Source organism: Schaalia turicensis, assembly GCF_019380255.1.
Taxonomy (GTDB): Bacteria; Actinomycetota; Actinomycetes; order Actinomycetales; family Actinomycetaceae; genus Pauljensenia; species Pauljensenia turicensis_A.
Window position 1 is genome coordinate 643196 of record NZ_CP048928.1, and the last position, 13249, is coordinate 656444.

Sequence of the window (13249 nt, forward strand, 5' to 3'; positions counted from 1 at the left end):
GCCTTTGCTCCACGTTTGAGTGTCTTTTCGGCTTCAGCTCGCGCCAGTTTCCTTATATCCGATGTCGGCGTCGCGCAGTGCGGGTGTGCCTGCACGCCACTTCGTCAGATTCGCACCGTGCGTCACCCGAGCGGGTAGAGGAAGGCGCCTCAGTGCGCGGTCAAGGTCTTCAACCGGATAGTCAGCTCCGACATACCCGATGACGATAATGTTGCCACGCCTACCGCTTCGCCCCACCTTCGGATCCTGGATGCTCATCACCTGGCCGAAAACCTCGGAAATAGCGGCAATCTCAGCGCGAGCATCACTGTCGCCACCGTGAGCGCTGTTGAGGATATAGAGTCCGCCGTCCTTCAACTTTTCCCGCGCAATCTTCGCGCACTCGAGAGTCGCAAGATGCGCTGGAACCTGGCCGTTAGCGAAGGTGTCGCGCACGATGACGTTGAATGTGGAATCGCGGAACGAGCTCATCACTTCCCGCCCGTCTCCAATACGTATCGATAGTGCCGGAGATTTCGGCAGATCAAACACACGTCGCGCCAAATCGGGAAGATCCGGATCGATCTCGACAGCGGTCTGCTTCGACTTTGGACGAAGGTAAGACCAGGCGAGTGGCAGAGTGCATCCCGCGCCACCAAGGTGGAGCGCGCGGACTGGGGCGGCCTCGTCAATCACGCAATCGAGAGCGCACGTCGCATGCTGCATATACTCAAACTCGAGGCTGGTCGGATCGTCCACATTCGTGCACGATGACTCGATACCGTTCAAATACAGCGTCGCAAGCGCACCATCCCAACGGATCTCAACCCTCCCAGAGGGGATCTCAAAGAATTCGCTTCCGCGCGCAGTTTTTCGGCTCACGCGTCACACTGTAGTCAGTGAACGAAAGCAGAGTCGACCGCGCTCGCACTGAAGGAGGAGCAATGTCGAACGCTCCCCGCGACGGGCGTGCCCGAAAGTTCTGGGGTGACGACGATTCCCAGACTCCCATCCTGCACGTCGACATGGACTCGTTTTTCGCCCAAGTAGAGATCGCGGAAAATCCAGATTTACGAGGCCGACCAATCATCGTCGGGCATCTCGGCGGACGAGGGGTCGTCACCAGCGCCACGTACGAGGTCCGCGCTCGCGGTGTGCGAGCCGGAATGCCGAGTGCTCGCGCACATGCGCTGTGCCCGGAAGCGACTTTTGTGTTCTCTGGTAGGGGCGTGTATTCCGAATACTCACACAAAGTGATGGCGATCCTGTCGGAAATCACTCCCGTCTTACAGCAAGTGAGTATTGATGAGGCATTCCTTGATGTGTCAGGGTCGCGTCGGCGCCTCGGGTCACCAACCGAAATTGGAAATCTGATTCGATCCCGCATCCATGCCGAAGTCGGTTTACCCGCATCGGTTGGAATCGCAGCCACAAAGTCGGTGGCAAAAATTGCCTCGTCAAACGCAAAACCTGACGGGCTACTGCTGATTCCTCGCGATCAAACGATCCCATTCCTGCACGGGCTCCCCGTTGGAGCACTCTGGGGAGTGGGCGGAAAAACGGGGGAGAGGCTTGCTCTCGCTGGCGTTGACACAATCGGTGATCTCGCGAACCTGGACATGACGTTCCTGACGCGACTTGTGGGCCTTGCAAGCGCGCGCCACCTGCACAATCTTGCCTGGGGCATCGACCCGCGTCCCGTTCGCGGTGGTCGCGAAGTAAAGTCCATGAGTACCGAACGAACGTTTGAGTCTGATATTCACGATAGGAGTGAGCTGGAGGCCTTCCTGCTACAGGCGTCTCACGAATGTGCGGCGCGTTTGCGCAGAGCCGACATGGTCGCATGGGGGATCGGGCTGAAACTGAGGGACGCCTCGTTCCACACGATCGCTCGATCTGTGAAGCTACACGCTCCGACAGATGTGGGACGACAAATCTACGCGGCTGCAAGCGAGCTCTTCGCAAAAGAGGTGATGCCGGCATCTGGGATTCGTTTGGCGGGCGTGAAGGTTGAAGTCCTTCAACCGCGATCGGCTGGCGTTGCGATAGCTCTTGACGATGATGGAAAACCGTTGGCTTCGGAGCGAGCAATGGACCAGATTCAGGGGAAATTTGGCAGGGATGCTCTACGGCCAGCAACTTTGTTACCGCAGGTCAGCGGGCACGAATCGCAATCTGCGCCCCCAACCCGTTAGACTCGTCACTAACGGATAGCGGAAAAGGATGCGTCGTGGCTCTATCTGACTATGAAAAACAAGTACTAGAAGAGATGGAACAGGAGTTCCGTCGTGACGAGCCACGTCTTGCCCGTCAAATGGAGCAGGAAGAAGAAGCTCCAGCTTTGCGGCTTTCAATCCGACGCATCGCTCTTGGAATTTTCGTTTTTATCGCAGGTCTGAGTGTCCTGGTTGGCGCAGTTTCCCTTGGATACTCAGGTATTTCCATCGTGATGGGCGTGATCGGTTTTGCCATCATGGTTGGTGGCGTCTGGTATGCGATCTCTTCGCCCGAAAAGAAAGCCGCTCCGCTTACACCTGAAGAACAGCGACGAAACCTCGGTTCGTGGTCGCGTTTTATCGAGGACCAAGAACAGCGGTGGGAAGAACGAAAGCGTCGTCGCGATTTTTAAAGAGATCGTCTTCCACCTCGCCTCGAAAAACGTAAAGAAAAGCCCATGTCCTACGGTCATGGGCTTTTCTGTTGTGTCATCTCTTCGTGTCTTCTAGATGTCGGTGCCTGGCTGAGTCTTTTCTGTTCCCGGGTGCACTTGGTGCGACGGATGTGGGTCTAAAAGCTTGGATTTGTCGCGTTGGGTGTAGTTGGTGCCGTGTGTGGGTTGGTTTTTTGTTCCCGACTGCACTTGGTGCGACGGATGTGGGTCTAAAAGCTCGGTTTTGTCGCGTTGGGTGCGGTGGGTGATGTGGTGGTGCGATTGGGGATGAGGATCCTGCCTTTTCTAGCCGAGGAGCTTGTGATGTGGCAGGCCTCGTCCTCTCACTCTCAGATGCAGGAGTAGCGGGCGGAGAGGGGCTCGTGCAGGAATAATCGGCTAGAACTAAAAATGTGCCCCACTTTTCACCACTAGATATTTTCTCGCAGAAAATCAGACTTTTTAAGAAGAGAAAGTGTTCGAAGCTGCCTCTAAATGGTACTAAAAGTAATAGGTGTGGGGTAAAGTGGTGGAAGTGGGAACCAAGGAAAGGTGGTGAGACATGTTCACTGGTACGTTCGAGCCGAAACTCGACGACAAGGGACGTGTTTTTCTGCCTGCAAAAATCCGTGAAGACATGGGTGAGCAACTTGTTCTCACAAAGGGACAGGACCGTTGCATTTACGTCTACCCGGTTGAAACCTTCAATGAGCGCGCGCAGTCGATCATTTCTGCGCCGACCTCGTCGAAGCAGGTTCGAAACTGGCGACGCGTTTTTATGGCGAGTGCGTTCCAAGAAGCTCCAGATCGACAGGGTCGTATATCCCTCCCTGCAGAACTGCGTAGCTACGCCGGACTCGGCCGTCAGCTCACCGTCATCGGTGTAGGTGATCACGCTGAAATCTGGAATTCCGAAGCGTGGGAGGAAGTCCTCACCGTCGAAGACGACGCGTTCTCGGATACGAACGAAGAGATCTTCCCAGGAATGTTCTAGTTCGTCCCTTTTGGTCTCCACCCGAGGCCCCGACTTCACTTCCCCGATGTCGGAGATCGGTGGGGGACCAAGAGGGATGAAAAGCACTCACATCATCTGCAGGAAAGGGGGCGACATGGAGCTCACCAAGCAAACGTCCGAGCGTCATATTCCCGTCCTCCTGGACGAATGCATGGGCATGATGTCTCCTGCCCTCACTGACGATGGTGCTGTTCTCGTTGATTGCACCCTGGGAATGGGAGGTCACTCCGAAGCTGCCCTCAAGCGATTCCCGAACATTCACCTGATCGGTATCGATCGTGATCCTCAAGCAATTTCGCTTGCTTCCGAGCGTCTTGCGCCGTTCGCAGATCGTTTCACCGCGGTTCACACGACCTACGACCACGTCGACGAGGTCGTTGCGACATATGCTCCGGCAGGAAAAGCTGATGCGATCCTGATGGACCTAGGGGTTTCCAGCTTTCAGCTCGACGAAGCGGAACGTGGTTTCTCCTACTCTGCTGACGCTCCGCTCGATATGCGAATGGATCCGACTAGGGGGCAGAGCGCTGCCGAACTTCTGGTCAGTGCAACTGCTCAAGAGATCACACAGATCTTGCGCGTATACGGTGAAGAACGCTTTGCCTCTCGAATTGCGCGTCGCATCGTGGAAACGCGTGAAACGCAACCTCTGACCCGCACGGGGCAGCTTGCTGACATCGTTCGCGCATCCATTCCTGCTGCTGCGCGTCGTACGGGCGGAAACCCTTCGAAGCGCACTTTCCAGGCCCTTCGCATCGCAGTGAACGACGAACTCAATATTCTCGAACGTGCTTTGCCTGCGTGCTTTGCCAGCCTGCGCATCGGTGGCCGTTTGGTTGTTGAGTCCTACCAGTCGCTTGAAGACCGCATCGTCAAGGACCTGTTCCGACGTGCGTCTACGGTGGATGTTCCCCAAGGTCTTCCAGTTATTCCAGATTCGATGGCACCGAGCGTCGAACTCCTCACTCGCAAAGTGCACCAAGCTGATGAAGCCGAACGCGCACATAACCCTCGATCCGCATCTGTGCGTCTGCGTGGCGCCCAGCTTGTTCGTGAATGGAAGGAACTCTCATGAGCAGTGCTGCAGCTTCCCGGCGCCCGGTTTCCCGTCCGGAACGTCACGAGTTTGAACTAAGAAGGGAGTTCCGAGTTGTCGAGGGGAGCAAGCCCACCCGCTCGCTTCTGATGTTGGGAATCGTCTCTATCGTCGTGATCATTGCGACGGTTCTTGCTTCGATGGTTCTTCACACTCGCATGGCTCAAACGGCGTTCGAAATCCGTACTCAGCAGATTGAGCTGAATGAGCTTGAAGCTCAGGCGTGGTCGATGCAAGCCCAAATTGAAAAGGCAGCATCGGCTTCCGAACTTGAGAAAGCTGCCACCGCTCAGGGAATGGTGAAAGGTGGTCGGACTGGCTTCATTAATCTTGGAGCTGGCACCATTGAAGGCGGAACGGCCGGACACTGACAGGAGATCGTATGACTCAGCGTTTTGGGCGATCTCTTGCCATCCTCATCATTTTCTTCTTCGGCCTGATGGCCTGTGCGATCCGCTTAGTCGATTTACAGATCATCAAGGCGCCCATGCTTGCAACCGAAGGCGAGGCCGTTCGTACGTCGCAGACGGGCATCGCCGCTAAACGAGGCTCAATTACCGACGCGACGGGCACGATCCTCGCGGACTCGATTCTGACCTACGACATTGCCGTTAATCAGATCAACTTGCGTTCTTATGTTCACTCAGAAACGACGAAGGAAAACGGGGTTGAAAAGACGAAGGTTGTGGGACGAGGCCCGGTCGAGGCCGCCCGCCAGCTGGCTCCGCTTCTGCACATGAGTGAAGCTGAGCTTGGCGGCTTGTTTTTGGGTGACTCGACCTACACGTATGTGAAGCGCAATGTTGATGCGGTGACGTATCGAGAGATTCGTGCTCTGGATATTTACGGCATTGAGTGGGAAGCCACCTACGAACGGACGTTCCCCAATGGGAATGTTGCTGCTCCGGTGATTGGTACGGTCAATGCTGAAGGCGTTGGCTCGTCGGGCATGGAATCGCAGTTCAATACGTTGCTGACGGGCACGCCTGGCTCGCAGCAGTATGAGATTGCTCCGAATGGTGCGATTATTCCTGGCGCGAAGAAGACAACGGTTGAGCCTGTTGACGGTGGTTCCCTGCAACTGACGTTGCATGCTGACTTGCAGCATCTTGTTCAGGACATGCTGGATGCTCGCGTGGAGCATCACAAGGCCGAATGGGGCACCGTTGTCGTTGAAGATGTGACGACCGGTGAAATTTTGGTGATGGCGGACTCTGAGTCGACCATCCCAGATAACGCGAATCCTCAGCCTGTGGCTTCGGTGCAGTATACGGTCGAACCTGGTTCGGTGGGCAAGGTGGTGACGTTCGCGGCCGCGTTGGATGCGGGGACGATCACTCCCACGTCGGTCTTTAATGTGCCCTATTCTTTGGATCTTCCCGATGCGGGTGGTCCGATTACAGACTTCCACGAGCACGATGGTGAAACTCTCACTGCGACGGGTATTTTGGCTGAATCGTCGAATACTGGCACCGTTCTGGTTGGTCAGACTCTGTCGAATGAACAGCGCTACGACATGATGAAAGCCGTTGGCTTTGGCGACCTGACGGGCGTGGAGCTTGCTGGCGAAACGACAGGTATTCTTCGTCCTCCAAGCGAGTGGGCGGGCCGTGATCAGTATGTGTCGATGTTCGGCCAGTCCTATTCGGTTTCACCGCTCCAAGAGACCTCGTTCATGGCCACAATCGCGAACGGTGGAGTCCACATTCCTCCCCGATTGGTCAAGTCGTGGACGAACGCTGACGGGACCGTTGAAACCCCCGAAGAGCCCAAGCCAACGCAGGCCATGAAAGCTGATACGGCGCAGAATCTGATGCTGATGATGGAGTCCGTCGTTGAAGATCATCTGGGTACTGCAGGGGCTGCGAAGGTTGATGGGTATCGCGTCGGTGTGAAAACCGGTACGGCAGATATCGTCGTCAACGGTCAGCATGGCATTGTGTCGACGACCGCCGGCCTGCTTCCCGTTGAAGCGCCTCGGCTTGCTATCTCTGTTGTTCTTTACAATCCTAAAGTTGCCTACATTTCCTCTGATTCCTCGGCGCCACTGTTCGGTGAGGTCGCGCAAGCGTCAGTGCGTAATCTAGGTATTCCAGCTTCGACGACGCCGGCAACGCTGTTCCCGACGACGCCGACTAACTGAGACGATGAAGTGAAGTCGTATGAATCGTAGAGGAAATAGCATGTACAGGTTAGCTGGGTGGATTGCTGAAGCAGTTGCAGGAACCCTGAACGGTGCTGACCGTCAGGTTGTGATGAACCGTGTTGTTACAGATTCGCGCTTGGCGTCAGCTGGTTCAGCGTATGTCGCACGAATCGGCGAGGCCAGCGACGGTCATGACTACGTCAAACAGGCCGTTGACAATGGTGCGGTTGCACTGATCGTTGAACACCTCGTTGATGTTCCCTCGTCCATTGCGCAGATTATTGTCGAGGATTCGACCTACGCTTTGGGTCGCCTTGCCCATGCTCACCTTGAAGACTTGCGTGAGCGTTTTGGGCTGGATGTTATCGCGATGACCGGCTCGGCTGGGAAGACGACAACGAAGGATCTGCTTTTCCAGATTATGAGTACTGATGCTCCCAGCGTTGCCCCTCAGCTCTCCTTCAACAACGAGGTTGGACTTCCTCTGACGGTTCTTCAAGCTGATGAAACAACCCGCCATCTGGTTCTTGAAATGGGTGCGTCTGGCATCGGACACATCAAGTATTTGACAGATATTGCGTCGCCGGATGTTGCCATTGAACTGATGGTTGGTCACGCTCACCTCGGTGGCTTCGGGGGAGTCGACGGGATTGAAAAGGCGAAGGGGGAGCTGATTACAGGTTCGCGCCCCGGTGCTCCGGTGGTCTTGAACTACGACGATCCGCGCGTCATGAATATGACGAAACTGTCGACAGGTCCGATTACGACGTTCTCGCCATCAGGCAAAGAGGGAGCCGATTTCCGTGCTCTCGACGTGGACGTTGACCACCTTGGCCACGCACACTTCACGCTTGAAGCCCCCGGTGGTCGTGGCCTCGTGAATCTGAATATCGTTGGCGTGCACCACGTGGCGAACGCACTGGCCGCCATCGCTGGCGCGGTACAGCTTGGTCTTGAACTCGATCAAGCGATTCGTGCGATCAACGAGGCTCGGGCGCTGTCTCCGCACCGAATGGATGTCGTTGAATTAAGCATTGACAGTATGAAAGTCACGATGATTGACGATGCCTACAATGCGAACCTCGATTCCATGAGAGCCGCTTTCGCTACGCTCACTTCGATCGGTGAGGGGCATACGAAGATCGCTGTTCTTTCCGAAATGCTTGAACTCGGCGACGAGTCTGCTGACATTCACCGCCAGGTTGGTCTGATGGCGAAAGATGCCGGAGTCGAGTCGCTGATTCTGTTGGGTCAAGACGGTCCCTATTACGCCGAGGGTGCTGGTGACACCATCGATGCGGAACACGTCGGTAGTGTTGATGAGGCTGTCACGGCTGTTTGTGCGAAACTAAAAGACGATTGTGTGATTCTTGTGAAGGGATCCTTGTTCTCATATTCGTGGAAGGTAGCGGACCAACTCCGCGAGAAGGGAGTCCAGCGATGATTGGCCTTATTGTCGCCTTCGTCATTGCACTGGTGATTTCCCTGTTGGGAACCCCTTTGCTGATCCGATTCCTGATCGCTCACCAGTACGGGCAGTTCATCCGTCAGGACGGACCGACCCAGCACTTGACGAAGCGCGGTACACCCACAATGGGTGGTCTGGTTTTCATTCTGGCAACCATTATCGCGTGGGTGATTGGGGCGTCGATCGCAGGATCCGGACCCTCGTGGTCCGGATGGACTCTGGTTGTTCTCTTCGCAGGTCTTGGCTTTATTGGCCTTTTGGATGACGGCATCAAGATCATGCGTCAGCGCTCCCTTGGTCTGCATCCGACCGGGAAAATTATCGGTCAGATCGCGGTTGCCGCAGTTTTCGCGTGGATGTCACTGACCCGCCCCAATGCCTATGGGACAACGCCGGGTACGCTTCACCTGTCCTTCATTCACCTGTCACCCATCACGCTCGGGTTTGCTGGCCTCGGATTGGGGGTTGTCCTGTATTTGATCTGGACGAACCTGATTGTGACCGCCTGGTCAAACGCGGTGAATCTAACCGACGGCCTCGATGGCCTTGCCACGGGCTGTTCCATTTTCGTTTTCGGCGCATACACGTTTATCGCCTACTTCCAGAAGATTCAATCCTGCTTCCCGCAGGGGCAGGCGACAACTCTCTGCTATCCGACGCGTGATCCTCTGGACCTTGCAGTTTTCTGCGCCGCGATCATCGGTTCGCTTGCTGGCTTCCTCTGGTGGAACGCTTCGCCCGCTCAGATCTTCATGGGGGATACGGGCGCGCTGGCACTCGGTGGTGCGGTCGCTGGCCTGTCGATTCTGACGAACACCGAGTTCATCGCAATCGTGATTGGTGGACTCTTCGTTGTCATCGTGATGTCCGACGTCATCCAGATTTCGGTCTTTAAGGCAACGCATAAGCGTGTCTTCCGCATGGCACCGTTGCACCACCACTTCGAGTTAAAAGGCTGGCAGGAAATCACGATCGTGATTCGCTTCTGGCTGATTGCCGCGTTGTTTGCAGTGGCCGGTGCGGGCATTTTCTACGCTGACTGGGTGACAACGCTGTGAGTGATCGTTACGCCGTCATCGGCCTGGGCAAATCGGGCAAAGCAGCAGCAAAAGCTCTGTTGAAGCGCGGGTACGAGGTTCTTGCTTTCGACCAGCGTTCCGGTACTCCCACAGACGAATTAGGTATTGACGTTCATGTTGTTCCCGATGCTGGGGATCTCGCCTGCGCCGTTATTGACGCTGGTGTTGACACGATCATCGTGTCTCCAGGAATTCCTGCGCACGCCCCTATCTTTGAACGCGCTCAAGCTGTCGGGATCCCGATCTGGGGTGAAGTTGAATTGGCGTGGCGTCTTCAAGAGCAAGGCCCCCATGCGGGTCGCCCCTGGCTGACTGTGACGGGCACGAACGGCAAGACAACGACTGTGGGCATGCTTGCGTCAATTCTTCGGGCCAACGGTGACGACGTTCTTGAGGTTGGCAATATTGGCACCCCCATCACCGAAGCAATCGACTCAGATGCCAGCGTCTTCGCTGTTGAACTCTCCAGCTTCCAACTCCATACCTCCTACACGATTTCGCCTTTGGCGTCCTTGTGCTTGAATGTGGATGCTGACCACCTGGATTGGCATGGAAGCGAAGAAGCATACGTTGCCGATAAGGCGCGCGTATACGAGAACACTCAGGTTGCCTGCATCTACCCGGCCAATGACCGAGTGGTTGAAGCGATGGTTGAAAACGCAGACGTTGTGGAAGGGGCGCGTGCCATTGGGATCACGCTGGGCTCGCCTTCGGTGTCGCAACTGGGCATCGTTGAAGGTGCGCTTGTTGACCGCGCCTACGTTGAAAACCGGCACCGTGAAGCTGCCCACCTGGGTGATTTGAGCGATTTGAGCACGGTCTATGGGGAGAGTCTTTCCCCGGCTGTTGTGATGGATGCTCTTGGCGCGGCAGCACTTGGACGCGCATACGGTGTGCGTCCGCATGCGGTTCGTGATGGCCTGCGCGTTTTTTCTCCAGCAGGACATCGCAGAGCTGTTGTCGGGCAAGTCGCTGATGTCACGTGGATCGATGATTCGAAAGCGACGAACGCCCACGCTGCCAAAGCATCCCTCTATGGGCTTCCTCCTCACTCGGTTGTCTGGATCGTTGGCGGGGACGCCAAGGGACAGGACTTTACCGACCTTATTCGCGACGTTGAGCCGGTTCTGCGCGGTGCGGTGATCATCGGCGAAGACCGTTCGGACCTACTCAAGGCTTTCCGTGCGAGCGCACCCAATGTTCCGGTCGTTGACGTCGGTGGCCATGAGGATTGGATGTTCTCCGTCGTCAATGAGGCTGTCGCTCTTTCGCGCCCCGGTGATTTTGTTGTTCTTGCTCCGGCCTGTGCGTCATGGGATCAGTTTGATAACTACGGTCAGCGTGGCGACGTGTTTGTGAACGCTGTTGAACGTTTGCGTGACCAGTGGAGTGCCAAGTAGATGGCGAAGATCAAGAGCGCCATTGATAGTGTGATCCGTCGTCTTCCGCGTTTTGTTTTTGGTGCGGATGATGAACACTATGAGATTCAACCACTGACGACGTACTACATGATTATCGTCCCCACGGTGGTTCTGACTATTTTTGGTTTGATGATGGGCTTTTCAGCTCAATCGGTGACATCAATCGCCAAGGGCGCCAACCCGTACATGGCGTATTTGCGTCCCAGTGTCATCATTGTCATCGCCCTGATCATTGCCTTCGTTGTTCATAAGATCCCTCGCCATATTTTTGTCCGTTTTGCTCCCCATGCTTTCGGGCTGGGATTGATTGTTCAGGCGATGGTCATTACCCCTCTTGGCCGTTCTGAAGGCGGCAACGCGAACTGGGTGTATTTTCCCGGTATTCCCGTCCTTGTTCAGCCGTCAGAGTTCTTGAAACTCGCTTTGATCGTCTTTCTTGCTTTCATTTTGACCGGACCGAATAGGGATTTTTCAAACTGGCGTCAGATGAGTGTTCTTGCGGGGCTACCCGTGGTTGTCACGCTGATCGACGTCATGCTGGGTCATGACTTGGGTACGTCAATGATTGTGACGGCCGCCGCCATGGGAGCATTGTGGATTGCTGGTTTGCCGAAGCGCTGGTTCGGATACGCGTTCGTCCTAGCTGTTCCGCTTTTGGTGTTCTTGGTCATTCAGAACCCGACGCGTCTTCGTCGAATCTTGGTTGTTCTTCCGGGTTTTGCTCCCAAGCGTGATTTGTCTGCCCCCGAACAGATTGATCATTCGCTGTGGGCTTTTGGCTCCGGTGGTGTTTCTGGACTGGGTCCGGGGGCCTCGCGTGAGAAATGGAATTATCTGCAGGCGGCACACACGGACTTTATTTTCGCCATCGTTGGTGAGGAGTTCGGATTGATGGGTACGTTGGCAGTGCTTACGGCTCTTGCTTTGTTGGTGTGGGGAATGTTCCGACTGGTTCGTTCAACGTCCGACCCGTTTGTCGCTATCGTCGCTGCCGGTGTGGCAACGTGGATCGGCTTCCAGGCTCTCGTGAATATTGCCTCGGTTACTCAGCTCGGCCCGGTTATTGGTGTCCCACTGCCTCTTGTGTCCTATGGTGGATCATCGTTCCTGTTCACCGCGCTGGCCATCGGCGTTGTCGCGTCCTTTGCGCGTAGTGATGCTGGTATGACTATGTGGAGATATTCTGATCCTGCTACTCGTCGTCGTGATCCTCGGGTTACTCCGAAGCTTCGACGAGCAGGTGGATCCAAAGCTCGAAAGTAGGCAACATGTTGGGCAAAGTCGTTTTGGCTGGTGGCGGTACCGCTGGGCACGTGAATCCGCTGTTGGCCACGGCGACGGTTCTTGCCAAACGTGGATATGACGTCGAGGTCCTTGGAACAGCTCAGGGCTTGGAATCAGATTTGGTTCCCGTTGCAGGGTTTCCTTTTCATGTGATTGAAAAGGTTCCTTTCCCACGTCGACCTTCCCCTTCGATTCTCACTTTCCCATTCCGCTGGCGTAAAGCAGTGAACCAGTGTCGTCTGGCGATTCGTGATGCTGATGTGGTTGTCGGCTTTGGCGGATATGTTTCAACTCCCGCGTACTGGGGCGCACGAGGCGCCGGCGTCCCGATTGTCATTCATGAACAGAATGCCAGGCCCGGATTGGCAAATAAGGTGGGGGCGCGCTACGCCAATGTTCTTGCGTTGACGTTTGCGAATACTCCGTTGAAGGCACGCAGGGGCATCACGCAAGTAACGGGTCTTCCTTTGCGTCCTGCTATCGAAGAGCTTGCGTTGGCGCGCCAAGATGCCGACGGTGTCCGTGTTGCGCGCGAGCGTGGGGCGAAGAACTTGGGCGTAGACCCCAAGAAGACGACCCTTCTTGTTACCGGCGGATCTCTTGGAGCTCTCCACCTGAACGATGCCATGATTGATGCGCTTGACGACTTGCCTGACAATGTGCAGGTGATTCACTTGACCGGCAAAGGAAAAGACGCCCCTGTGCGGAGCAAGGTTGACGAGTGTTCGGTGGGCGATCGCTACCTGGTTCTGGATTATCTGACGACCATGGAAGATGCTCTTGCCTGTGCAGACTTGGTTGTCTGTCGTTCGGGTGCAGGAACGGTTGCCGAGATGACGGCTCTGTCGTTGCCGTGCGTGTATGTTCCGCTGGCTATCGGTAATGGCGAACAGAAGCTGAATGCGCATGACCATGTTGCCTCTGGCGGAGCGCTCTTGGTTGATGATGCGTCATTCAACGCAGATACGGTGCGACAGAAGGTTTTCCCGCTACTGACTTCACCGGAACTGTCCGCTATGGCGACAGCATCGGCAGGATTAGCAAAGATCGATGCTGCCTCGCGTTTAGCTGACCTGGTTGTTTCACAGATCGCGCGCTAGGGGGAGAACGT

12 protein-coding genes are annotated in these 13249 nt (G+C 55.6%); 11 read left to right on the forward strand and 1 reads right to left on the reverse strand.

The window, feature by feature from the left end:
• Nucleotides 1-33: 33 nt before the first annotated feature.
• On the reverse strand, nucleotides 34-861 hold the full coding sequence (locus G5S47_RS02745; protein ID WP_103633558.1) for a spermidine synthase: 828 nt from the start codon (nucleotides 859-861) through the stop codon (nucleotides 34-36).
• Nucleotides 862-923: 62 nt separating this feature from the next.
• Between G5S47_RS02745 and dinB the strand changes: the two genes are divergently transcribed.
• The 11 genes from dinB (at nucleotide 924) to G5S47_RS02800 (ending at nucleotide 13238) form a co-directional block, all read left to right on the forward strand.
• Nucleotides 924-2174, forward strand: a complete 1251-nt coding sequence (gene dinB / locus G5S47_RS02750; RefSeq protein ID WP_006681692.1) for a DNA polymerase IV — start codon at nucleotides 924-926, stop codon at nucleotides 2172-2174.
• Between the two features lie 35 nt (nucleotides 2175-2209).
• Nucleotides 2210-2608 (forward strand): DUF3040 domain-containing protein, encoded by a 399-nt coding sequence (locus tag G5S47_RS02755; RefSeq protein ID WP_006681691.1) that lies wholly within the window; start codon nucleotides 2210-2212, stop codon nucleotides 2606-2608.
• Nucleotides 2609-3191: 583 nt separating this feature from the next.
• Complete coding sequence (mraZ, locus tag G5S47_RS02760) at nucleotides 3192-3623, forward strand: division/cell wall cluster transcriptional repressor MraZ (RefSeq protein ID WP_006681690.1); 432 nt, start codon at nucleotides 3192-3194, stop codon at nucleotides 3621-3623.
• Between the two features lie 115 nt (nucleotides 3624-3738).
• Nucleotides 3739-4719 carry a 16S rRNA (cytosine(1402)-N(4))-methyltransferase RsmH gene (gene rsmH / locus G5S47_RS02765; RefSeq protein WP_219585775.1) on the forward strand — a complete coding sequence of 327 codons (981 nt, stop codon included), beginning with the start codon at nucleotides 3739-3741 and terminating at the stop codon, nucleotides 4717-4719.
• Nucleotides 4716-5111, forward strand: coding sequence for a cell division protein FtsL (gene ftsL / locus G5S47_RS02770; protein WP_006681688.1), 396 nt, complete (start codon nucleotides 4716-4718; stop codon nucleotides 5109-5111). Before rsmH ends, ftsL begins: the two co-directional genes overlap by 4 nt.
• 11 nt (nucleotides 5112-5122) lie before the next feature.
• Nucleotides 5123-6883, forward strand: coding sequence for a peptidoglycan D,D-transpeptidase FtsI family protein (locus G5S47_RS02775; RefSeq protein WP_006681687.1), 1761 nt, complete (start codon nucleotides 5123-5125; stop codon nucleotides 6881-6883).
• Nucleotides 6884-6923: 40 nt separating this feature from the next.
• Nucleotides 6924-8330, forward strand: a complete 1407-nt coding sequence (locus G5S47_RS02780; protein WP_219585776.1) for a UDP-N-acetylmuramoyl-tripeptide--D-alanyl-D-alanine ligase — start codon at nucleotides 6924-6926, stop codon at nucleotides 8328-8330.
• Nucleotides 8327-9412: a phospho-N-acetylmuramoyl-pentapeptide-transferase gene (mraY, locus tag G5S47_RS02785; protein ID WP_006681685.1), complete on the forward strand. Its 1086-nt coding sequence runs from the start codon at nucleotides 8327-8329 to the stop codon at nucleotides 9410-9412. The genes G5S47_RS02780 and mraY overlap by 4 nt, the downstream gene beginning before the upstream one ends.
• Nucleotides 9409-10833 (forward strand): UDP-N-acetylmuramoyl-L-alanine--D-glutamate ligase, encoded by a 1425-nt coding sequence (gene murD, locus G5S47_RS02790; protein WP_006681684.1) that lies wholly within the window; start codon nucleotides 9409-9411, stop codon nucleotides 10831-10833. The genes mraY and murD overlap by 4 nt, the downstream gene beginning before the upstream one ends.
• A complete protein-coding gene (locus G5S47_RS02795) occupies nucleotides 10834-12117 on the forward strand; it encodes an FtsW/RodA/SpoVE family cell cycle protein (protein WP_006681683.1) in 1284 nt (427 codons plus the stop codon).
• A gap of 5 nt (nucleotides 12118-12122) precedes the next feature.
• Nucleotides 12123-13238, forward strand: coding sequence for a UDP-N-acetylglucosamine--N-acetylmuramyl-(pentapeptide) pyrophosphoryl-undecaprenol N-acetylglucosamine transferase (locus G5S47_RS02800; protein ID WP_006681682.1), 1116 nt, complete (start codon nucleotides 12123-12125; stop codon nucleotides 13236-13238).
• The last annotated feature ends 11 nt before the right edge of the window (nucleotides 13239-13249 follow it).

Coding starts and splice junctions, on each gene's coding strand:
- G5S47_RS02780 (WP_219585776.1), top strand. CDS start 6,924: ATGTACAGGTTAGCTGGGTGGATTGCTGAAGCAGTTGCAGGAACCCTG.
- mraY (WP_006681685.1), top strand. CDS start 8,327: ATGATTGGCCTTATTGTCGCCTTCGTCATTGCACTGGTGATTTCCCTG.
- mraZ (WP_006681690.1), top strand. CDS start 3,192: ATGTTCACTGGTACGTTCGAGCCGAAACTCGACGACAAGGGACGTGTT.
- G5S47_RS02775 (WP_006681687.1), top strand. CDS start 5,123: ATGACTCAGCGTTTTGGGCGATCTCTTGCCATCCTCATCATTTTCTTC.
- dinB (WP_006681692.1), top strand. CDS start 924: ATGTCGAACGCTCCCCGCGACGGGCGTGCCCGAAAGTTCTGGGGTGAC.
- G5S47_RS02795 (WP_006681683.1), top strand. CDS start 10,834: ATGGCGAAGATCAAGAGCGCCATTGATAGTGTGATCCGTCGTCTTCCG.
- rsmH (WP_219585775.1), top strand. CDS start 3,739: ATGGAGCTCACCAAGCAAACGTCCGAGCGTCATATTCCCGTCCTCCTG.
- ftsL (WP_006681688.1), top strand. CDS start 4,716: ATGAGCAGTGCTGCAGCTTCCCGGCGCCCGGTTTCCCGTCCGGAACGT.
- G5S47_RS02800 (WP_006681682.1), top strand. CDS start 12,123: ATGTTGGGCAAAGTCGTTTTGGCTGGTGGCGGTACCGCTGGGCACGTG.